This is a genomic window from Pseudonocardia halophobica (genome assembly GCF_050948485.1).
Classification (GTDB): Bacteria; Actinomycetota; Actinomycetes; order Mycobacteriales; family Pseudonocardiaceae; genus Pseudonocardia; species Pseudonocardia halophobica.
Genome location: NZ_CP192046.1, coordinates 6,329,159 through 6,350,329 on the forward strand (window position 1 = coordinate 6,329,159; position 21,171 = coordinate 6,350,329).

The 21,171-nt window shown below is 72.6% G+C and carries 20 protein-coding genes; 8 read left to right on the forward strand and 12 right to left on the reverse strand.

Translation table 11 applies throughout. The features are described 5' to 3' along the window. The first annotated feature begins 78 nt into the window (after nt 1-78). The 3 genes from mce (at nt 79) to ACQP04_RS30215 (ending at nt 3,446) form a co-directional block, all read left to right on the forward strand. Nucleotides 79-552, forward strand: a complete 474-nt coding sequence (mce, locus tag ACQP04_RS30205) for a methylmalonyl-CoA epimerase (RefSeq protein WP_037044762.1) — start codon at nt 79-81, stop codon at nt 550-552. A gap of 249 nt (nt 553-801) precedes the next feature. After that, complete coding sequence (gene ccrA, locus ACQP04_RS30210; protein ID WP_433503919.1) at nt 802-2,133, forward strand: crotonyl-CoA carboxylase/reductase; 1,332 nt, start codon at nt 802-804, stop codon at nt 2,131-2,133. Between the two features lie 212 nt (nt 2,134-2,345). Then, nucleotides 2,346-3,446 carry a hypothetical protein gene (locus ACQP04_RS30215; RefSeq protein ID WP_433503920.1) on the forward strand — a complete coding sequence of 367 codons (1,101 nt, stop codon included), beginning with the start codon at nt 2,346-2,348 and terminating at the stop codon, nt 3,444-3,446. 54 nt (nt 3,447-3,500) lie between these two features. Here ACQP04_RS30215 and ACQP04_RS30220 read toward each other — a convergent pair whose 3' ends face one another. The 3 genes from ACQP04_RS30220 to ACQP04_RS30230 all read right to left on the reverse strand — a co-directional run bounded on the left by ACQP04_RS30220 (nt 3,501) and on the right by ACQP04_RS30230 (nt 7,262). Then, the gene (locus ACQP04_RS30220; RefSeq protein ID WP_433503921.1) at nt 3,501-3,737 is read right to left on the reverse strand and encodes a hypothetical protein; all 237 of its coding nucleotides are present in this window, start codon (nt 3,735-3,737) and stop codon (nt 3,501-3,503) included. 136 nt (nt 3,738-3,873) lie between these two features. Then, a complete protein-coding gene (locus ACQP04_RS30225) occupies nt 3,874-5,658 on the reverse strand; it encodes a 3-hydroxyacyl-CoA dehydrogenase family protein (protein WP_037044751.1) in 1,785 nt (594 codons plus the stop codon). A gap of 110 nt (nt 5,659-5,768) precedes the next feature. Further along, the gene (locus ACQP04_RS30230) at nt 5,769-7,262 is read right to left on the reverse strand and encodes an aldehyde dehydrogenase family protein (RefSeq protein WP_433503922.1); all 1,494 of its coding nucleotides are present in this window, start codon (nt 7,260-7,262) and stop codon (nt 5,769-5,771) included. A 256-nt stretch (nt 7,263-7,518) separates the two neighbouring features. Between ACQP04_RS30230 and ACQP04_RS30235 the strand changes: the two genes are divergently transcribed. After that, on the forward strand, nt 7,519-8,175 hold the full coding sequence (locus ACQP04_RS30235) for a TetR/AcrR family transcriptional regulator (protein WP_433503923.1): 657 nt from the start codon (nt 7,519-7,521) through the stop codon (nt 8,173-8,175). Here the strand turns inward: ACQP04_RS30235 and nucS are convergent. Then, complete coding sequence (nucS, locus tag ACQP04_RS30240; protein ID WP_433503924.1) at nt 8,137-8,796, reverse strand: endonuclease NucS; 660 nt, start codon at nt 8,794-8,796, stop codon at nt 8,137-8,139. The two genes, ACQP04_RS30235 and nucS, sit on opposite strands and share 39 nt — an antisense overlap. 6 nt (nt 8,797-8,802) lie before the next feature. Then, a complete protein-coding gene (locus ACQP04_RS30245) occupies nt 8,803-9,771 on the reverse strand; it encodes a helix-turn-helix transcriptional regulator (RefSeq protein WP_433503925.1) in 969 nt (322 codons plus the stop codon). A gap of 32 nt (nt 9,772-9,803) precedes the next feature. Between ACQP04_RS30245 and ACQP04_RS30250 the strand changes: the two genes are divergently transcribed. Beyond that, on the forward strand, nt 9,804-10,340 hold the full coding sequence (locus ACQP04_RS30250) for an NUDIX domain-containing protein (protein ID WP_433503926.1): 537 nt from the start codon (nt 9,804-9,806) through the stop codon (nt 10,338-10,340). A gap of 124 nt (nt 10,341-10,464) precedes the next feature. Here ACQP04_RS30250 and ACQP04_RS30255 read toward each other — a convergent pair whose 3' ends face one another. Together ACQP04_RS30255 and ACQP04_RS30260 are read right to left on the reverse strand one after the other, a co-directional pair. Beyond that, nucleotides 10,465-11,703 carry a cytochrome P450 family protein gene (locus tag ACQP04_RS30255; RefSeq protein WP_433503927.1) on the reverse strand — a complete coding sequence of 413 codons (1,239 nt, stop codon included), beginning with the start codon at nt 11,701-11,703 and terminating at the stop codon, nt 10,465-10,467. A 4-nt stretch (nt 11,704-11,707) separates the two neighbouring features. Next, a complete protein-coding gene (locus ACQP04_RS30260) occupies nt 11,708-12,409 on the reverse strand; it encodes a TetR/AcrR family transcriptional regulator (RefSeq protein WP_433503928.1) in 702 nt (233 codons plus the stop codon). Between the two features lie 52 nt (nt 12,410-12,461). On the opposite strand from ACQP04_RS30260, the gene ACQP04_RS30265 reads away from it, so the two are divergent. Both ACQP04_RS30265 and ACQP04_RS30270 read left to right on the forward strand, forming a co-directional pair. Next, complete coding sequence (locus ACQP04_RS30265; RefSeq protein ID WP_433503929.1) at nt 12,462-13,232, forward strand: enoyl-CoA hydratase-related protein; 771 nt, start codon at nt 12,462-12,464, stop codon at nt 13,230-13,232. Nucleotides 13,233-13,267: 35 nt separating this feature from the next. Beyond that, nucleotides 13,268-14,155 (forward strand): transporter substrate-binding domain-containing protein, encoded by an 888-nt coding sequence (locus ACQP04_RS30270; RefSeq protein ID WP_433503930.1) that lies wholly within the window; start codon nt 13,268-13,270, stop codon nt 14,153-14,155. 9 nt (nt 14,156-14,164) lie between these two features. On the opposite strand, the gene ACQP04_RS30275 is transcribed toward ACQP04_RS30270, so the two are convergent. The 4 genes from ACQP04_RS30275 to ehuB are packed head-to-tail and all read right to left on the reverse strand — an operon-like array spanning nt 14,165 to nt 17,255. After that, nucleotides 14,165-14,926 carry an amino acid ABC transporter ATP-binding protein gene (locus ACQP04_RS30275; protein ID WP_433508466.1) on the reverse strand — a complete coding sequence of 254 codons (762 nt, stop codon included), beginning with the start codon at nt 14,924-14,926 and terminating at the stop codon, nt 14,165-14,167. A 13-nt stretch (nt 14,927-14,939) separates the two neighbouring features. Further along, entirely contained in the window at nt 14,940-15,596 is a 657-nt protein-coding gene (gene ehuD, locus ACQP04_RS30280) for an ectoine/hydroxyectoine ABC transporter permease subunit EhuD (RefSeq protein WP_433503931.1), read from the reverse strand. Then, nucleotides 15,596-16,324 carry an ectoine/hydroxyectoine ABC transporter permease subunit EhuC gene (gene ehuC / locus ACQP04_RS30285; protein WP_433503932.1) on the reverse strand — a complete coding sequence of 243 codons (729 nt, stop codon included), beginning with the start codon at nt 16,322-16,324 and terminating at the stop codon, nt 15,596-15,598. Before ehuC ends, ehuD begins: the two co-directional genes overlap by 1 nt. 19 nt (nt 16,325-16,343) lie before the next feature. Continuing rightward, a complete protein-coding gene (ehuB, locus tag ACQP04_RS30290; RefSeq protein WP_433503933.1) occupies nt 16,344-17,255 on the reverse strand; it encodes an ectoine/hydroxyectoine ABC transporter substrate-binding protein EhuB in 912 nt (303 codons plus the stop codon). A gap of 270 nt (nt 17,256-17,525) precedes the next feature. Here ehuB and ACQP04_RS30295 point away from each other — a divergent pair, with 270 nt between their 5' ends. Further along, nucleotides 17,526-18,806: a hypothetical protein gene (locus ACQP04_RS30295; RefSeq protein ID WP_433503934.1), complete on the forward strand. Its 1,281-nt coding sequence runs from the start codon at nt 17,526-17,528 to the stop codon at nt 18,804-18,806. Nucleotides 18,807-19,126: 320 nt separating this feature from the next. Here ACQP04_RS30295 and ACQP04_RS30300 read toward each other — a convergent pair whose 3' ends face one another. Next, a complete protein-coding gene (locus tag ACQP04_RS30300) occupies nt 19,127-21,142 on the reverse strand; it encodes a protein meaA (protein ID WP_433503935.1) in 2,016 nt (671 codons plus the stop codon). Nucleotides 21,143-21,171 lie beyond the last annotated feature (29 nt).

The following is a 21,171-nucleotide window of genomic DNA, read 5'->3' on the forward strand; positions in this document are numbered from 1 at the left end:
CGAAGAGACGGCCCGAACGGACGGGTGAGCAGCCACACAGAGGGCCGGGCCCGGTACCGCGCATTAGATTCCCGGACCATGACGGCACAGACGGAATCGGCCCACGGCGCGCTCGGATCCCTGCTGACCCAGATCGACCACGTCGGCATCGCGGTCGCCGACCTCGACGAGGCGATCGCCTGGTACCACGACGTGTTCGGGCTGGTGAACACGCACGAGGAGGTCAACGAGGAGCAGGGCGTGCGCGAGGCGATGCTCGCCGCTCCCGGCGCCGATCCCGCGTCCAGCACGCGGATCCAGCTGCTGGCCCCGCTGCGCCCGGACTCCACGATCGCGAAGTTCCTCGACCGCAACGGGCCGGGCCTGCAGCAGCTCGCCTACCGGGTCACGGACATCGAGGCCGCGATGGAGGCGCTGAAGAACAAGGGCCTGCGCCTGCTCTACCCGGAGCCGCGGCGCGGCACGGCGGATTCGCGCATCAACTTCGTGCACCCGAAGGACGCCGGCGGCGTGCTCGTTGAGCTGGTGGAGCCGGCGGCCACCCCGCACTGACACCCGAACGAACGGCGCTCTCGTGCGGTAGGTCCGCATGAGTGGGCCGTTCGTGCAGCGTCCCGGCCCCTCCGATCAGGCGGTTTCCACCCGGTCGGAGGGGCTGCTTCATTGATCCAGTCGGTGGGCTGCGTCACGATCGGCCCCATCGGCGGAGCGCGCAGCCACAATGCCTCGGGTACCATACTGATCGGTAACTGATCGGTATCCCAAGCAAGACACACGACTCACGCCACCGGAGGCCAGGCCGTGCAGGAGATCCTCGACGCCATTCTCGCCGAGCGTTTCGACGCCGTGGGTGGGCTTCCCGTCCCCGACCACTACCAGGCGATGACGGTCCACGCGGACGAGACCGAGATGTTCGACGGGATCGCCACCCGCGACAAGGACCCGCGCAAGAGCCTGCACCTGGACACGGTGCCCACCCCCAGGCTCGGCCCGGGCGAGGCGATCGTGGCCGTGATGGCCAGCGCGATCAACTACAACACCGTGTGGACCTCGATCTTCGAACCGGTGTCCACGTTCGGCTTCCTCAAGCGCTACGGGCGCGAGTCCGAGCTGGCCAAGCGGCACGACCTGCCGTACCACATCGTGGGGTCCGACCTGGCCGGCGTCGTGCTGCAGACGGGGCCCGGGGTGAACGCGTGGAAGCCCGGCGACCGGGTCGTCGCGCACTGCCTGTCCGTCGAGCTGGAGAGTCCGGACGGGCACGGCGACACGATGATGGACCCGCAGCAGCGGATCTGGGGCTTCGAGACCAACTTCGGCGGGCTCGCGCAGCTCGCCCTGGTCAAGTCCAACCAGCTGATGCCCAAGCCCGAGCACCTCACCTGGGAGGAGGCGGCCAGCCCCGGGCTGGTCAACTCCACCGCCTACCGCCAGCTCGTCTCGCGCAACGGCGCGGACATGAAGCAGGGCGACACGGTGCTCATCTGGGGCGCGAGCGGCGGGCTCGGCTCGTACGCCACCCAGTTCGCGCTCAACGGCGGCGCCACCCCGATCTGTGTGGTCTCCTCGCCGGAGAAGGCGGCCATCTGCCGGGCCATGGGCGCGGAGCTGATCATCGACCGCAACGCCGAGGGCTACAGGTTCTGGAAGGACCCGCAGACCCAGGACCCCAAGGAGTGGAAGCGCTTCGGGGCCAGGATCCGCGAGCTGACCGGCGGAGACGACCCGGACATCGTGTTCGAGCACCCGGGCCGGGAGACCTTCGGCGCCTCGGTCTACGTGGCCCGCAAGGGCGGCACGATCGTGACCTGTGCGTCGACCTCGGGCTACATGCACGAGTACGACAACCGGTACCTGTGGATGAACCTCAAGCGGATCGTCGGCTCGCACTTCGCGAACTACCGCGAGGCGTGGGAGGCGAACCGGCTGATCGACAAGGGCCTGGTCCACCCGACCGTCTCCAAGGTCTACCCGCTGGCCGACACCGGCCAGGCGGCGTACGACGTCCACCAGAACGCCCACCAGGGCAAGGTCGGCGTGCTCGCGCTGGCGCCCGAGGAGGGCCTGGGCGTGACGAACCCGGAGAAGCGGGCCAAGCACCTCGACGCGATCAACCGCTTCCGCGGCGTCTGATCCACCCACGGCACGGCTCCGTGACGCAGCGGGCGACGCGTGCGTCACGGAGCCGTACCAACTTCTCCCCAGACCGGTTCGAGCGTTATGGCCTTACTGCGAATGCTCCACGGGCGGCACCCCGATTCGGCCCACGCCCGGACGGGTGACGGAGCGCACCCGGGGCCGCGCGCGACGCTCCGCGAATGCGGTAGCCCGGTACGGTGAAGTTCATGGTCGGTGAACCGGAGAACCCCCAGCCCACCGCCGGTGACCAATCCACGGCCGGCTTCCGGGTCGTCCGCCGCGGCTACGACCAGGAGCAGGTCGACGGGCACCTGCACCGGATCGACGCGGACGTCCGGCTGCTCGCCGCGGACCGGGACGCCGCCGTCACGCAGGTGACCCGGCTGACCCGCGAGCTCGACGAGACGCGCGGCCGGCTGGAGTCGATGCGCCAGCAGGTGCGGCGGCTGTCCGGGCCGCCGGACAGCGTCCAGGGCCTCAGCGAACGAATGCGCTCGATGCTCCGGCTGGCCGAGGACGAGGTCGCCGAGACGCGGGACCGGGCGGACGCGGACGTGACCCGGCTGCGGGCCGAGTGCGACCAGGAGCTGGCCGAGCGCCGCGCGGACACCGAGCGCCGCCGGGAGGCGGTGCTCGCCGAGGCCCGGAACGAGGCGGAGCGGATCGTCGCCCGGGCGAAGGCGCTGCAGGCCCAGGCCGCCCAGGACAAGCTGGCGAACGACGAGGCGATCGCCCGGGTCCAGGCCGAGTCGGCCGCTGCGATCGCTGCGGCGAACTCCGCCGCCGCCGCCGAGCGCGAGCAGGTCGAGGAGGACTTCCGGATCGCGATGGACCAGCGGCGCACCGAGACCTTCGGGGCGCTGCAGGCCGAGCGCACGGCGACGCAGCAGGAGGTCGCGCGGCTCCGCGCCGAGGCGGACGAGTACTCCCGGACCACCCGTGCGGCGGCGGACGACTACGCCCGGACCACCCACGCGGCGGCGGACGACTACGCCCGGACCACCCACGCGGCGGCCGACCAGCAGGCCGCCGGGATCGTCGCCGACGCCCGCGGCGAGGCCGAGCGCCTCGTCCGCGAGGCCGAGCGTCGGGTCGCCGAGCTCACCGACCTGCGCGGCCGGGTCGCCGAGCAGCTCGCGCACGCCCGCGCCGCGCTCGTCGCGGACCTGGCGGCCCTGGGCCCGCTGGCCGACGAGGGCGACCGCACGGACGGCGCGTCGGGCACGGGTTCGGGCGCGGTGCCCGAGCAGGCGAGCGAGCAGTCCCGCCGCCGTCCGCGCCCCCACCCGGCCACGGCCCGCGCCTGACCCCTCGCCACGGCCGGCCCACGGAGGCCGGCCCGGACGACGGCAGGACCGCGCTCAGCGGGGGCGGCGGAGGCTCGGCCGCCGGCGGCCCCGGGCGTTCCAGCACGGCAGGTGCCAGTGCCGGCGGTCCTCCACCGAGCCCCACTCCCCCGTCGGCCACGTGACCACGTGCCCGACGCCGGCGGGGATCAGCTGGTCGCAGCCCGGGCACCGGTAGTCCTTCACCGACGACCCGCCGGGGACGTGCCGGACGGCCCACTCGCCGTCGGGCCCCGTCTCGGCGCGGGTCACGATCCCCGACGACAGAGGTGCGGGCACGGCGCGGCCCCGCCCCCGTTCCGAGGGGCGGGGCCGTCGACCGCGTGCCATGGATCCGACCGTAACCGCCCGGCGGCGCCGCGCGGGCGGCACCGGGGCGGGTCACAGGTCAGCGGGAGGTGTAGTCCCGGAAGCCCTGCCCGGTCTTGCGGCCGAGCCGGCCCGCCGTGACCAGGTGCTCCAGCAGCGGGGCCGGGGCGAAGCCGGACTGGCGGAACTCGGAGAACAGCGACCGCTCGATGGCGAGCGACACGTCCAGGCCGACGACGTCGAGCAGCTCGAACGGCCCCATCGGCAGCGCACAGCCCGTCTTCATCGCCGCGTCGATGTCGTCCGCCGTGGCGTAGTGCGCCTCCAGCATCTTCACCGCGTCGTTCAGGTACGGGAACAGCAGCGCGTTGACGATGAACCCGGCCCGGTCGCCACAGGAGACGGGCACCTTCTTGATCTTCTGGCAGAGCGCCAGCGCGGTGGCCGCGACCTCCGGCGCGGTGCTGATCGTGGACACCACCTCGACGAGCTTCATCACCGGCGCCGGGTTGAAGAAGTGCAGCCCGATCACGTCGGCCGGGCGGGTGGTGGCCGCCGCGCACTCCACGACCGGCAGCGACGACGTCGTGGTCGCGAGGATCGCGCCGGGCTTGCAGATCTCGTCGAGCGCGCCGAACACGGCCCGCTTCACCTCGAGCTCCTCCGCGATGGCCTCGACGACGAGGTCGACGTCGGCGAAGTCCTCCAGCGAGGTGGTGCCGGTGATCCGCCCGAGGGTGGCGTCACGCTCGTCCTCGGTGAGCTTGCCCCGCACCACGGCCTTGTCCAGCGCCTTGCGGATCCCCCCGACCGACGCCTCGACCTTGGAGTCGCTGCGGCCGCGGACCACGACGTCGAACCCGGCCTGCGCGAACACCTGCACGATCCCGCTGGCCATGGTGCCCGTGCCGACCACGCCGACCCGCTGGACGTCGCGCGTCGGGACGTCCTCGGGCACGACCGAGCCCGGGGTCAGGGCGTCGGGCACGACCTTGCTGCTGTGCGGCTTCTCGTAGGTGTAGAAGCCGCGGCCGCTCTTCCGGCCCAGCAGCCCGGCGGTGATCATCTGCTTGAACACCGGCGCCGGGGCGTGCATGAGGTTGCGCGACTGCGCGTACATCGTCTCGAGGATCTCGTACGCGGTGTCGAGGCCGATGAGGTCGAGCAGCGCCAGCGGGCCCATCGGGTAGCCGCAGCCGTAGCGCATGGCGGCGTCGAGGTCCTCGCGGCTCGCGTAGCGGGACTCGTACATCCGCGCCGCGTGGTTGAGGTAGCCGAAGAGCAGCGCGTTCGCGATGAACCCGGCGCGGTCGCCGATCACGACCGGCACCTTGTCCAGCGTGGCGGCGAAGGCCTGGAGGTCCTCGACCACGTCCGGCTCGGTGACCACCGTGCGCACCAGCTCGACGAGCTTCTGCACCGGCGCCGGGTTGAAGAAGTGCATCCCGACGACCTTGCCCGGGCGCGCGGTCCGCACGGACAGCTCGGTGACCGACAGCGACGACGTGTTCGACGCCAGGATCGTCTCCGGGCCGACGTGCTTGTCCACCTCGGCGAACACCGACGCCTTGAGCTGCAGCGACTCCGGCACCGCCTCGACCACGAGGTCGCACGGGGCCAGGTCGGCCAGCGACGTGGTCGTGGTGATCCGGCCCAGCAGCTCGCCCGCCTGCTCCTCGGTGAGCTTGCCGCGCTCGATCGCCCGCCTCGTCGAGGTCTCCAGGTGCGCCTTCCCGCGCTCGACGGCGGCCGCGTCCACCTCGGCGGCGATCACGTCCAGGCCGTTGCGGGCGAACACCTCCACGATGCCCGCACCCATGGTGCCCAGGCCGACCACGCCGACCGTCCGGAACTCGCGTGCCACGCCGTTACCTCCCGCTGCCTCGAGGGTCTGTACCGAGCGGTAATCCTCTCATCCCCCGCTGCTTGGTAACCCACGCATGAGGCCGGGAACACCCCGTCCGGATGGCGGGTCTACCGGCCGTGACGTGCCCGGACGAGCCCGATCAGGGTGCCCATGTGCTTCGCCGTGCGGGTGAAGCTGGTGACCGGGACGGGCAGCGCGAACCGCTGCCGGGCCACCGCCTGCGGGCGGGTGAACTCGCGCAGGCCGTCCTCGCCGTGGATGCGTCCGAAGCCGGAGTCGCCGACCCCGCCGAACGGCAGCGACGGGATGCCCGCGAACGCGATGACGCCGTTGACGCTCACCATGCCGCAGCGCAGGCCCTCGGCGATCCGCTCGCCCTCCTTCGCCGAGCCGGTGAACACGCTGGCGCCCAGGCCGTAGCCGGTGCCGTTGGCGCGCCGGACCGCCTCGGCGACGTCCGGCACCCGGTTCACGACGATCAGCGGGCCGAACGTCTCCTCGGTGACGGCGGAGGAGTCCTCGGGCACGTCGACGATCACGACCGGCTCCACGAACGGGGGCTTCACGGACTCCTCGCCGCCGACGACCGCCCGGCCGCCCTTCTCGAGCGCGTCGCGCACGTGCCGGCGGACGACCTCGGTCTGCGACGCCATCGTCATCGGGCCGAACTGGGTGCCGGCCCGCAGCCCGCGCGCCTTGGCCACGAGCGCCGCGGTGAACTCCTCGGCGACCGACTCGACGACGTACACGCGCTCCACGCCGACGCAGGTCTGCCCGGCGTTGGACATCCCGCCCCAGACGGCGGCGTCGGCGGCGGCCTCGACGTCCGCGCCCGCGTCGACGATCAGCGCGTCCTTGCCGCCGCACTCGATGAGGACCGGGGTGAGGGTCTCGGCGCAGGAGGCCATGACCCGCTTGCCGGTGGCCGTCGACCCGGTGAAGGCGATCTTGCCGACGCCCGGGGCGCGGCAGAGCGCCGCCCCCGTCTCGCCGAACCCGGTCACCACCTCGATCAGCGTCTTCTCCGGCACCGCGTCGGACAGCGTGCGGGCGAGGATCTCGCCGACGCCCGGGGTGAGCTCGCTCGGCTTGAACACGACGCCGTTGCCCGCGGCGAGCGCGTAGGCGATCGAGCCCATCGGCGTGAACACCGGGTAGTTCCACGGCCCGATCACGCCGACGACCCCGATCGGCGGGTAGCCGAGGGTCGCGGACTGGTTGGCACCGAGCAGGCCCGGCGACACCGTCCGCCGGCCGAGCGTCTTCCTGGCGTGTTTCGCCGCCCAGTCGACGTGGTCGATCGCGAGGACCAGTTCGAGCCGGGCGTCGTCGAGCGGCTTGCCGGTCTCGGCGGAGACCACGCCCGCGACCTCGTCCAGCCGCGCGACCAGCGCCTTCTTCCACGCCAGCAGGCGCTCGCGACGACCGTCGAAGCCCAGGCCGCGCCACCACCGCGCGGCCTCCTCGGCCCGGGCGACCGCGGCGAGCACGTCGGCCTCGCCGTGGACCGGGTGCGTCCCGACGACCCCACCGGTCCGCGGGTCGAGCGAGTCGAAGGTGTCGGTGCTGGTCCTGGCCGGAGCCTCGGTGCTGGCGGTCACATCGGTCAGGGTAGGGCGGGCGCGAGGGCCCGCGTGTGCCTCCGGCGACCCGGGCGGACCATCCGGAGCGGCCCCGTTCCGGCCGGTCAGCGGGCGCGGAGGACGGGACGCGGCGCTGCACGGACCCCTCCTCCGCACAGGGCCGCGCCCCGCTCCGCGCTCGGGACACGCGGTCCCGGTGACGCCGCGCGGACGAGGAACCTATAACGCGTTCCAGGTACTCCACAACGCGAATGAGCTGGGCTAGCCTCCGTCGATGACCGAGAGGCGGCCCGGGCGGCGCGAGGAGCGCAACGCGGAGACGCGCTCGGCCATCCTCCGGGCCGCGGAGCAGCTGTTCTCGGCGCAGGGCTGGCAGGGCACCCGGATCACGGAGGTCGCCGCGCGGGCCGGCGTCGCCACCGCCACCTGCTACAACCACTTCGGCAGCAAGCACGCCCTGATCGGGCACCTCTTCGCGCCGCGGATCGCCGATGCCGTCGCGCGGGTCGAGGACCGGATCGCCGCCGGCGCGGCGGCGCACGAGATCATCCGGGTCGCCGTCGACGAGACGGTGCGGCTGCTGAAGGTCCGGCGGACCCTCACGTTCGCGCTGTTCGCGGCGCTGCAGGAGGACGCGATCCGCAGCGACGGGCCGCCCCGCGGGCCGGGAGACGTCCGCATGATCGCGCAGATCCCGATGATCCTGGAGACGGCGCTGCAGCACGCCTCCGATGTGCTCGGCCTGGACCTCGACACCGGCCGGACCGCCCGCTACCACACCAACGCCCTGCTCCTGCAGGTCCTGATGCGGCCGGACTCGACGGCCGGCGACATCGCCGACTTCGTCCTGCTCCAGCTGCGCGGCGCGTTCGTCCCGCCGTACGAGGGGACCTCAGAAGAGGCGCAGGTCCTTCGAGTCGAGGCCCCGTAGCGCGTCGTAGTCCACGGTCACGCAGCGGATGCCGCGGTCCTCGGCGAGGGTGCGCGCCTGCGGCTTGATCTGCTGCGCGGCGAACACCCCGGCCACCGGCCCGAGCAGCGGGTCGCGGTTCATCAGCTCGAGATAGCGGGTCAGCTGCTCGACGCCGTCGATCTCCCCGCGCCGCTTGATCTCCACGGCGACGTGCCCGCCCGCGGTGTCGCGACAGAGCAGGTCGACCGGGCCGATCGCCGTCATGAACTCGCGGCGGACCAGCGTCCAGCCGTCGCCGAAGGTCTCCGGGTGCGCAGCCAGGAGCTCCTGCAGGTGCGCCTCGACGCCGTCCTTCACCAGGCCGGGATCCACGCCCAGCTCGTGCGAGGAGTCGTGGAGCACCTCGTCGATGGTGATGACGAGCGACTCGTCGGCCTTGTTGCGAACCGTCCAGACGCCGGGCTCCTCGGTGAGCCAGCACGGCGGGCTCATCCAGTTCAGCGGCTTGTAGGCGCGGTCGTCGGCGTGCACGCTGACCGACCCGTCGGCCTTGACCAGCAGCAACCGCGGGGCCATCGGCAGATGTGCGGTGAGCCGGCCGACGTAGTCCACCTGGCAGCGGGCGATGACGAGGCGCACGGGCCGTCACCCTAGAGGTGCGTTGCGCTCGGCCAGCGCCCGCCCGTGCTCGGCGAGCCTCGTCCGCAGCTCGGGAGGCTCCAGCGCCTCCACCTCCCCGCCGAGCGCCACCAGCTGGCCGGCGGCGACCCGCAGCGACTCGACGTCGAGCAGCAGCTCGCGCCAGCCCTCGGCGTCGGGCTCGCCGGCCGCGGCGACGGCGGCGTGCGCGGCGTCGGAGTCGGTCACGCTCGGCAGGGCCCGCAGCCCGGCGGGCGAGACCCGGATCCGCACCTTCTCGCGCAGCATCGACGCGGCGAACCGGGAGGCCGACTCCGCCCACCACGCCGGCAGGTCGAAGTCCGCCGGCCGGGCGAACGTCGCGTCGAGCGGCTCGGCCTCGGCGATCTTCGCGGCCCGGTAGGTCCGGACGTCCCCGTCCACCCCGGCGACCAGGTACCAGACCCCCGCCTTGAGCACGAGCCCGAGCGGCTCGACCTCGCGGTGGACCTGTCGTGGCCCGTAGACGATCCGGACCCGGCGCTGCTCCCACAACGCCTCGGCGAGCACGGCGAGGTGGGTGACCTCGGTGGGGTTCTGGAACCAGCCCGGCGCGTCGAGGTGCACCCGTTCGGCGACGACGCGGGCGTGCGCGCGCAGGCCCTCCGGGAGCGTCGCGAGGATCTTCGCCTGGGCCCCGGCGAGCGCGGTGCCCAGGCCCAGCTCGGCGAGCAGCTGCGGGGCGCCCAGGGTCAGCATGGCCGCGGCCTCCTGGGCCGTGAGCCCGTCGAGCCGGGTCCGCCAGCCCTCGACGAGCCCGATCCCGCCGCCCGGCCCGGGCTCCGTCCAGATCGGCACGCCCACCTCGCTCAACGACGCGACGTCCCGGTAGATCGTCCGCTCGGACACCTCCAGCTCCGCGGCCAGCTCGGCCGCGGTGGCCGAGCGGCGCCGCTGCAGCACGAAGAGCAGGGCCATCAGCCGGGACGCGCGCACGGTCCGATCGTCGCAGGTGGGAGGCTGGCCGTGTGGAGACCCTCTCGACCCGGCAGGTCTACGCGAACAACTGGATGACGGTGCGCGAGGACGCCGTGCGCCGCCCCGACGGCTCGGACGGCGTCTACGGCGTGATCGACAAGCCGACGTACGCCCTCGTGATCCCCCGCGACGGCGACCGGTTGCACCTCGTCGAGCAGTTCCGTTATCCGATCGGCCTGCGCCGCTGGGAGTTCCCGGCGGGCACCGCGCCGGACCGTGCCGCCCAGGACCCGGCCGAGCTCGCCGTGCGCGAGCTGGTCGAGGAGACCGGGCTGCAGGCCGGCCGGATGGAGAAGATCGGCACGCTCGACGTCGCCCCCGGCATGTCCAGCCAGCGCGGGCACGTCTACCTCGCCACCGACCTCACCGAGGGTGAGGCCCAGCGCGAGCACACCGAGCAGGACATGCGGCAGGCCTGGTTCACCATCGCCGAGTTCGAGGCCATGATCGCGGACGGCGAGATCACCGACGCCCAGTCCGTCGCCGCCTACATGCTCCTGGTCCTCCACGACCGCCGCCCCCGGTGAGTGGCGACGGCCGCTCGCACCGACCACCGATGTGGACGAACGGCGCTCTCGCTCACACCTGGTGAGCGACAGCGCCGCTCGCCGGTTCCCCCCGGGGTGGCTCTACAGCGGCTCGACAGCGGCTCTACAGGCGGACGGGGAGGGCGGCGAGGCGCCGGGAGCCGGGGACCGGCTGCCACACCAGCTCCTCCGGCGGCACGGCGAGCTCGAGGGACGGGAAGCGGGTGAACAGCGCCCGCAGCGCCACCTCCCCCTCCTGCCGGGCCAGGGCGGCGCCGAGGCAGTAGTGCGCGCCGTGACCGAACCCGAGGTGCCCCTCCCCCCGCTCGGTCCGCCGCCCGACGTCGAACGTCTCGGGGTCGTCGAACTCGCGCGGGTCGCCGTTGGCGGACAGCAGGATCGGCTGGACGGCGGCGCCGGCCGGGATCTGCACCCCGCCGATCTCCACCGGCTCGGTCGCGTACCGCACGCGGACCTGGCTGACCGGCCCCCACAGCCGCATGAGCTCGTTCACCGCGGTCGGCCACAGGTCGGGCTCGGCCTGCAGCCGCGCCAGCTGCTCGGGCCGGCTGAGCAGCGCGGCCACCGAGTTCGCGATGAGGTGCGCGGTCGTCTCGTGCCCGGCGAAGACCAGCGCGAGGACCATCGTGACCAGCTCGAACTCCGACAGCCGGTCCCCGTCCTCCTCCTGGGCCCGGATCATCGCGCTCAGCAGGTCGTCGGCCGGCTCGGCCCGGCGTCGGCCGATCAGGTCGCGAATGTGGTCCACGGTGGCCTGCAGGGCCCCGGGGACGCGCGCGGGATCGGTCGAGACCATCTCCCGGCCCCAGACGTGCCAGTTCGGTCGGTCCGCCTCCGGGATCCCGACGAGCTCGCAGATCACGGTGATCGGCAGCGGGTACGCGTAGGCCTCGACGAGGTCGACCGGCTGCTCCGCCACGGCCAGCTCCGCGAGCAGCCCCGCGGTGATCTCCTCGACGCGCGGCCGCAGGTCGCCCACGCGGCGGACCGTGAACGCCCGGGAGACGAGCTTGCGCAGCCGGGTGTGGTCGGCGCCGTCCGCGTCGAGCACGCTGCGGGTCATGTAGTCCGCGAGCTCGGGCGTGATCCCGATGGCGGCCATCATCTCCTTGCGCGTGTCCCGGCCGTCGGGGGCGTTCGCCGGGTCGTTGACGAACCGCGGGTCGCTCAGCACCGCGCGGACGTCCGCGTAGCGGGTCACGAGCCAGAGCGGCGCCTCGTCCCCGCCCAGCCCGAACCGGCTGCGCAGCACGGGCGCCTGCTCGCGCAGGCGGCCGAAGGCGTGCCAGGGGTCGGCGAGGAGCTCCGGGTCGGTGAGGGCGGGCGCGTCGAGCACGGCCATGGGGTCACCTGGTTCCGCTCGGGGTGGGCATGTCGTCGAGCAGTCCGCGGAAGAGCGCCGCGCACTCCGCCGCGCACTCGCGCGTGAGCGGCGCACCCGGAATCTCCAGGGCGCTCCGCAGGGCGTGTTCGAGCAGGTCGGCACGCGCGTCCGGGTCGGTGGGGCCCGGCGTGGACGGCATGCCGTCGAGGAAGAAGAAGCCGGTGGTGACGGCGGAGAACAGGTGCATCTGCGCGTCGATCGGCAGGTCGGTCGGCATCCGGCCCGCCTCGCGCATCAGCGAGAACCAGCGCCGGCCCACCTCGGTGCGCCGGGCGGTGAGGCCGCCCAGCGCCTCGGCCGCCTCGTGCGCGAGCCGGCCCAGCACCTCCGGATCGCCGAGGTAGAGGGGCCGGGTCACGGGGTCGTCGAGCAGCTCACGGTAGATCGAGCGGACGGCGCGGGCCGGCAGCGCCTCGGCGGGATCGGCCTCCATCCGGTCCGCCATCCGCGCGGTCACGGTGCGGTGGCTGCGCATCAGGACGGCGAGGAACAGCGCGTCCTTGGTGCGGAAGTGCAGGTAGACGGTGCCCTTCCCGATGCCCGCCCGACGCGCGACCTCGTCGATCGTCACGCGTTGGTAGCCCCACCGGACCAGCAGATCGGCGGCCGCGTCGAGGAGCCGGTCCTCGCGTGACCTCGTGACTGGAATTGCCGATCCGGTCATGCGGTCACGGTAGACCCGTTCCACCCGGCCGTCCAGGCACTACCGTGGACCCATGGGTTACGAGCACCTCCTGGTCAAGCAGGACGGGGAGACCGTCCGCATCACGATGAACCGGCCGGAGCGCCGCAACGCCCTCTCCGAGGACCACCTCCGCGAGCTGCTCGACGCCTTCGAGACCGCCGGCAGCAGCGACGCCACCGGTATCGTGCTCGGCGCGGAGGGGAAGGCCTTCTCGGCGGGACACGACTTCGCCGACGTCGCCGCGCGGGACCTCAAGGGCGTCCGCGAGCTGCTCACCCTGTGCACGGAGGTGATGCAGACCATCCAGGCGGTTCCGCAGGTCGTGGTAGCGAAGGTCCAGGCCATCGCGACGGCGGCCGGTTGCCAGCTCGTCGCCACCTGCGACCTGGCCGTCGCGGGCGAGTCCGCCGCGTTCGCGCTGCCCGGCGGCAAGGGCGGCTGGTTCTGCCACACCCCGGCGGTCCCCGTGGCGCGCAACGTCGGCCGCAAGCGGCTGATGGAGCTGGCCCTGACCGGCGACCCGATCGACGCCCGCACCGCCGCCGACTGGGGCCTCGTCAACTACGTCGTGCCCGACGCCGAGCTCGACGCGAAGACGGACGAGCTGCTCGCCCGCGCGACCCGCGGCAGCCGGTTCGGCAAGGAGGTCGGCAAGCAGACGCTCTACGCGCAGCTCGACCGCCCGGAGGCCGACGCCTATGCCGTCGCCGTCGAGGTCATGGCGGCGATGTCGCAGTCCGCGGGGGCCAAGGAGGGCATGGCCGCGTTCCTCGAGAAGCGCCACCCGGTCTGGCCGGATTGAGAAGCCTGCCTGCCCGGCCACTAGTCTTCGGCGCGATGCACCTGGTCTCCCGACGATCGCTCCTCGCCGGGGCGGTCGCGCTCGGGGGCGCCGCCGCACTGGCGGGGTGCGGCTCGCGCGCGGGCTCGGCGCTCGAGCGCATGCGGGCGGACGGCGTGGCCCGCATCGGGATCGCCGGCGAACGTCCCTACGGCTTCTCGGCGACGGACGGCACGGTCACCGGCGAGGCACCCGAGGTCGCCCGGGCCGTCCTCGCCGGGTTCGGGGTGGGCGGGATCGAGGCGATCCAGGTCCCGTTCGTCGGGCTGCTCGACGGCCTGCTCGACGAGCAGTTCGACATCGTCGCCGCGGGCACCACGATCACCCCGACGCGGTGCGCGCGCGTCGCCTTCTCGCGTCCGGACTTCCTGGCGCCGTTGGCCTTCCTCGTCCCCGCGGGTAACCCGGACGGGATCCGGACGTTCGACGGCGTGCGGCGCGCGGGGATCACCGTCGGCGTGCTGAAGGGGTCGGCGGAGCAGGAGTTCGCGCTCGCGGCGGGCGTACCGGCGGAGGCGGTCCGCACCTACGAGGGTCAGAGCACGCTGTTCCGCGCCGTCGCCAACGGTGAGGTCCCCGCAGCCGCCCTCACCCGCATCTCCCTGCTCGACGAGCTGGCCCGCAACCCGGGCACGCCGCTGCAGGTGACCCCGGGCGTCGCCGCGCGGGTCGACGCGGACGGCCGGCGGGTGTTCCCGGTGGGCGCCTTCGCCTTCCGACCCGCCGACACCGACCTGCGCACCGCCTTCGACGCCGGCCTCGCCGAGCTGCACGCCTCCGGCCGCTGGCTGGATCTCGTGCGGCCCTTCGGCTTCGAGGCCGAGAACGTCCCGCCCTCCGACCTCACCACCGAGGCGATCTGCGCAGGTCGACCCGGCTTGTGATGGCCACCGTCAGCGGTTGAGGACGGCCTGCAGGAAGTCCCGGGTGCGCTGGTGGTCCGGGTCGGTGAAGAGCTTGCCCGGCGACGCGTCCTCGAGCACCCGGCCGCCGTCGAACATCATCACCCGGTGCGAGAAGTCCCGCGCGAAGCCCATCTCGTGGGTCACGCAGAGGATGGTGATGTCGGTGGTGTCCCCGATGTCCTGCAACAGCTTCAGCACCCCGGCGACGAGCTCGGGGTCCAGCGCCGAGGTCACCTCGTCGAGCAGCAGCACGTCCGGCCGCATCGCCAGCGCCCGGGCGATCGCGACCCGCTGCTGCTGCCCGCCGGAGAGCTGGGTCGGGTGGGCGTCGATCTTCTCCTTGAGCCCGACGAGGTCCAGCAGCTCCTCGGCCCGGCCGTTCGCCTCGTCCTTCGACAGGCCCAGCACCCGCGTCGGGCCCTCGATCAGGTTGCCCCGCACGGTCATGTTCGGGAACAGGTTGAACTGCTGGAACACCATGCCGATCCGCTTGCGGACCTCCCGGCAGTGTCTCTCGTCCGACGGAACGCGCTTCCCGCGCTTCTCCATGTGGGACAGGCAGCTCCCGCCCACCCAGATCGTGCCCTCGTTGACCTTCTCCAACGTCATGAGCAGCCGCAGGATCGTGGTCTTGCCCGAGCCCGACGGGCCGATCAGGGTCACGTGCTCCCCCGGCGCCACGGTGAAGTTCAGCTCCTTGAGCACGACGTTCGACCCGAAGCGCTTCTCCACGCCGTCGAAGACGATCATCGGCTCGGTGGTGTCAGGCCTGGACACGGCGGCGCTCCAGTCGTCGGACCAATATCGACGCCGGGTAGCTCAGCAGCAGGAAGAGCAGGCCGGCGATGGTGTAGGGCTCGGTGTAGCGGAAGGTCAACGAGCCGAGCTCCCGCGCCTCGTTGACGACCTCGACCACGCCGATCGCCAGCAACAGCGGGACCTCCTTGAACATCGAGATCACGTAGTTGCCCAGCGCCGGCAGCACGCGCGGGACGGCCTGGGGCAGGATGACCCCGGTCCAGATCCGCAGGCGCGGCAGCGACAGCGCGGTGCACGCCTCCCACTGCCCCTTCGGGATCGCGTCGATGCCCGCGCGATACACCTCGGAGGTGTAGGTCGCGTAGTGCACGCCGAGCCCCACGACACCGACCACGAACGCGCTGAGCGTGACCCCGAACTGGGGCAGCACGAAGAACAGGAAGAACACCTGGACCAGCAGCGGCGTCGAGCGCACGACCTCGACGAAGGCCCACAGCACCTGGTCCAGCACCGGGATGTGCAGGCGCCGCAGCACGGCGAACACCAGCCCGAGCAGGAGCGCGACCACCGAGCCGAGCAGCGTGATCTCGATCGTCGTGACCAGCGCCCAGAGCAGGTCCGGCAGGATCTCGAGCGCGTAGTTCCAGTCCCAGAGGGGCATCAGACCGCGACCCCCTCGGTGCCGGTCGGCCCGGCCGCCCGCGCCGCCGCCCGCGCCGCGCGCGAGGGCCTGCGGCCCAGCCGCGCCGAGGCCATCCGCTCCAGCAGCCGCATCACCAGTGTGATCAGCGCGGCGAGCACCAGGTAGATCACGAAGGTGACGCCGAAGATCAGCAGGGTGTCCGCGCCGAAGTTCGGGATCAGCACCTCCCGCGCCTGCCGGGTCACCTCGGGCACGGTGATCAGGGCGAGGATCGCCGAGGACTTCAGCAGCTGGATGAACAGGTTGTTGAAGGGCGGCAGCATCTCCACGAACGCCTGCGGGAGGATCACGCGCCGCATCCGCTGCGCCGGCGAGAGGCTCAGCGCGATCGCACCCTCGTACTGGGCCCGCGGCACCGACCGGACGGCGCCGCGCACGATCTCGGCGCCGTACGCGCCGTGGTTGAGCCCCAGCACCACGATGCCGGCGAAGAGCGGCAGCAGCTGGACGCCCACCAGCACGGGCAGCACGAAGTAGATCCAGAACAGCTGGACCACCTCGGAGGTGCCGCGGAAGCCCTCGACGTACACCCGGGTCACCCCGCGCGCCGTGCGCGACGACGAGAGCAGCAGCAGGCCCGCGCCGATCGACAGGACGATCGTCAGCAGCACGCCCCCGAGCGTCGCGATGACGGTCTCGGCGATGCCGTCGGACAGGACGCCGACGATCTGCGGGAGGTTCTCCACAGTGGACCCGGCCCGACGCTCAGGCGGCCGCGCAGAGCTTCTCGGTCGTGACGTCCGCGCCCGGCAGGTTGTCCTCGGTGAACCCGAACGGCGTGACGATCTGCAGCCACTGTCCGCTCTGGTGCAGCTTCGTCAGCTCCGTGTTGAAGGCGTTGACGAGGTCGGTGTCGGCCTTGCGGAACACGAAGGCGCCCGCGGAGATCGACTGGACACCGTCGATCGTGGGGAAGAAGCCCTTGGTCACCTCGACGTTCGAGCCGGGGTTCTTGGCGACGACGTCGTTGAGCGAGATGTTCGTCAGCGCCGCCGCGTCGACCCGGTCCGAGGCCACGGCCTGCAGCAGGGTGTTCTGCGAGTCGAAGACCTGGATCTGGCTGTCCGGCACGCCGCTCTTCTGGGCGTACCCCTGCTCGACGGCGCCACTGAGGACCGCGAGCCGCAGGTTCTTGTTCTTGATGTCCTCGAAGGTGGCGACGCCGTCCGGGTTGCCGGTCGGCACGAGGAAGGCCGTCGGCGCGGTGTAGTCCGGGGTGGAGAACGCCGCGTTCTGGCAGCGCTGCGCGTTGATGAACATGCCCGCGGTGACCATGTCGAACTGGTTGGCGTTGAGCGCGGGGATGAGCGAGCCGAAGTCGACGGTGGTCGCCTGAATGTCGTTGATCCCCAGGCTCTTCAGCACCGCGCGGCCGACCTCGACGGACTCGCCGGTCACCTTCCCGCTACTGTCCGTGAAGCCGTAGGGCGCCTCGTTGGCGATGCCCACCTTCATCGTGCCGGCCGACTTCGCGCGGTCGAGCGTGCCACCGGCCCCGGAACCACCCGTGCTGGTCTGGGTGCAGGCCGACAGCAGCGCCGGCCCCCCGATGGCGACGGCCCCCGCGATCGCGCTGCGGCGGAAGAACTCACGGCGGGTCCAGGCGGATCCGGACATGGCAGGCACCCCTTCGGCTGTCGACGACGTCGTCTCGAGCTGGCCGGACCGCACACACCCCGTCGGTGACCGGCAACGGAGATCGAACGTAGGTGGTCGATCATGACTGGTCAAAGTCTGGCGGCGGTTACCTACGGTCGTTACGCGACTGTGACGAACGGCGACTTACCGCACCGACCGGGGGCAGCGGTGGTGCCGGAGAGTGATCGGTGCGGCCCGACGGTCGCGGGTGGCCCGGCCGCGCCGGCGCGGATACGGGAGGATCGCCGCATGGCACTTCGCATCGCCGGCCTGCCCGTCCCGGGTCCCGCGGACCTGCTCGGCGGGGCGCGGGCCGTCGCCGGGTGGACCGGCGAGGCGGTCGGCGTCGCGGCCGGGCTGCCGGAGCGGACCGTCGGGCTGCTCGACGAGGTCTCGACCCTGCTCGTCCGGGTCAACGGCATCGCGGGCCGGGTCGAGGGGCTGCTCGACCGCGTCGAGGGCGTCGCGGACCGTGCCGACGGGCTGATCGGCCGGGTCGAGCTCGTCGCCGGCACGGCAGAGGGTCTGGTGCGGCGTGTGGACCGTGTCGCCACCGAGGCGACGGTGCTGATCACCCGGGTCACCACCACCGCGTCCGACGCCGAGGCGCTCGTCGCGCGCGTCGGTGCGGTCGCGGAGGAGGCCGAGGGGTTGATCGCGGGCGTCCGCGGGACCGCGGGCACGGCCGACGAGCTGATCGCGCAGGTCACCAGTACCGCGGGCAGTGCGGACGAGCTCATCACCCGGGTCGCTGGCACCGCCGAGTCGGCCGAGTCGCTCATCGGCCGGGTCGGTGGCACCGCGGAGTCCGCCGAGGAACTGATCACCCGGGTCTCCGGCACCGCCGAGTCGGCCGAGTCGCTCATCGGCCGGGTCGGAGGCACGGCCGAGTCCGCCGAGGAACTCATCACCCGGGTCTCCGGCACCGCCGAGACGGCCGAGTCGCTCATCGGCCGGGTCGGTGGCACCGCCGAGTCCGCCCAGGAGCTCATCACCCGGGTGACCGAGACCGCCGGATCGGCCGAGGAACTGATCACGCGGGTCGGGGCCGTGGCGGCCGACGCCGAACGCCTCGTCGCTTCCGCGGGCTCGGTGGCGGAGGACGCCCGGACCATCGTCACCAACGCGGGCTCCGTCGCCGACGACGCCTCCGGGGTGATCGAGCGGGCCGCCGCGGTCGCCGACCGCGCCGACAAGCTCGTCGGCGACGCCTCCGGGCTCAGCGAGCAGGCGGGCGCCCTGCTGGCGACCTACCGCCCCATCGCGGAGCGTGCCGCGCCGCTGGCCACGAAGTTCGTCGACGAGTTCTCCGAGGAGGAGCTGCACGCCGCGATCCGCATGGTCGACCAGCTCCCGGCGCTCACCGAGCACCTCGAGACCGACATCATGCCGATCCTCGCCACGCTCGACCGGGTCGGCCCGGACGTCCACGAGCTGCTCGAGGAGCTCAAGGGCGTGCGACAGGCCGTCAACGGCATCCCCGGCTTCAGCTTCTTCCGGCGCCGGGGCGAGGAGCGCGAGGAGGCCTGACCGCGGCGCCCCGACGCCCCGCACCGGCGCGACGCGCGACCTTCAGGCTCTGGCGGGCACCAACGCACGCGGACGATGACGGCGCACCCGGTTGCGCCTGGCACACCCCCCGGTGAGCCCGGGCGCACCCCTGCGAGCGCGGCACACCCCCGTGACCTGCTCTCACACCCGCCAGGTGCGCCCCACATGCCGTCGACAGGGTGTATCGAGCCCGACCAGGTGTGCGAAGCGCCGGACGCGATCAGCCCTCCTGCTCCGAGGTCGGTCGAGCTCTCCGCTCGCACACCCGATCTCGGGCTTCCCGACCGTGGATCACGCAGTCAGTCCAGCCCGTGCTCCCGACGGACGAGGGTGACGATCTCGTCCATCATCTCGGTGAGCTGGTAGTCCTTCGGCGTGAAGACCGCCGCCACCCCCTTCTCGCGAAGGGCCGCGGCGTCGTCGGCCGGGATGATGCCGCCGACGATGACCGGGACGTCGTCGGCGCCCTGGGCCCGCAGGCCCTCGACGACCGCCGGCACGACCTCGAGGTGTGAGCCGGACAGCACCGACAGCCCCACGACGTGCACGCCCTCCTGCACCGCGGCCGCGACGATCTGGGCCGGGGTGAGGCGGATCCCCTGGTAGACGACCTCGAAGCCGACGTCCCGGGCGCGCACGGCGACCTGCTCGGCGCCGTTGGAGTGCCCGTCGAGCCCCGGCTTGCCCACGAGCATGCGCAGCCGCGACCCCAGCTCGTCGCCGGTCGCCCGGACCCGCTCGCGCACCTCTGCGATCTCCACGGCCGCCTCCCCCGAAGCGACGGCCGCCGACACCCCGGTCGGCGCCCGGAACTCCCCGAACACCTCGCGCAGCGCCCCGGCCCACTCACCGGTCGTCACGCCCGCCTTGGCGCAGTCGATCGAGACCTGCATGAGGTTCTCGTCCGTCTTGGCCGCGTCCTGCAGCTTCTTGAGCACCTCGGACACCGCGGCCTGGTCCCGCGACGCCCGCCACTCCTCGATCGCGGCGATCGCGGCGGCCTCGGTGGCCGGGTCGACGGTCTCGATCGCCCCGCCCTCGCCCTGCAGCGGGCTGGGCTCGGTGGTGTCGAACTTGTTGACGCCGACCACGACGTCCTCGCCGGACTCGATGCGGCGCCGGCGCTCGGCGAGCGAGGTGACCAGCTCGCCCTTCATGTACCCGTTCTCGACGGCCGCGACGGCGCCGCCCATCTCCTGCACCCGGTCGATCTCCGCCTGCGCGGCCTCGACCAGCTCGGACACCTTGGCCTCGATGACGTGCGAGCCCTCGAAGATGTCCTCGTACTCGAGCAGGTCCGTCTCGAACGCGAGCACCTGCTGCATGCGCAGCGCCCACTGCTGGTCCCACGGCCGCGGGAGGCCGAGCGCCTCGTTCCACGCGGGCAGCTGGATCGCCCGGGCGCGCGCGTCCCGGGACAGCGTGACCGCGAGCATCTCCAGCACGATCCGCTGGACGTTGTTCTCCGGCTGGGCCTCGGTGAGCCCGAGCGAGTTGACCTGCACGCCGTAGCGCAGCCGCCGCTGCTTCGGGTTCTCGACGCCGTAGCGCTCGCGGGTGATCGTGTCCCACAGTCGGCCGAGGGCGCGCATCTTGCACATCTCCTCGACGAACCGCAGCCCGGCGTTGACGAAGAACGAGATCCGCCCGACGACGTCGCCGAACCGCTCCTGCGGCACCTGCCCGGAGTCGCGCACCGAGTCCAGCACCGCGATGGCGGTCGACAGCGAGTAGGCCAGCTCCTGCGCCGGCGTGGCGCCCGCCTCCTGCAGGTGGTAGCTGCAGATGTTGATCGGGTTCCACTTCGGGATCTCGGTGACCGACCAGGCCACCATGTCGGTGATCAGCCGCAGGCTCGGCGCCGGCGGGAACACGTACGTCCCGCGGGACAGGTACTCCTTGACGATGTCGTTCTGCGTGGTGCCGGCCAGCTTGGCGCGCACCTCGGCGTGGTCGAGCCCGGAGGCCTCGGCCTGCTCCTCCGCGACGGCGACGTAGAGCGCGAGCAGCCACATAGCCGGGGCGTTGATCGTCATCGAGGTGTTGGCCTCGGCGACCGGGATGCCGTCGAAGAGCGTGCGCATGTCGCCGATGTGGCTGACCGGCACGCCGACCTTGCCGACCTCACCCTTGGCGAGCTCGTCGTCCGGGTCGTAGCCGGTCTGCGTCGGCAGGTCGAACGCGACGGACAGCCCCGTCTGCCCCTTGGCGAGATTGCGCCGGTAGAGCGCGTTGGACTTCTCCGCCGACGAGTGACCGGCGTAGGTCCGGATCACCCAGGGGCGGTCGCGCTCTCGATCGGTCGGGTACGGCACCGGACACCTCCACGTCGAAGACCCCCGGA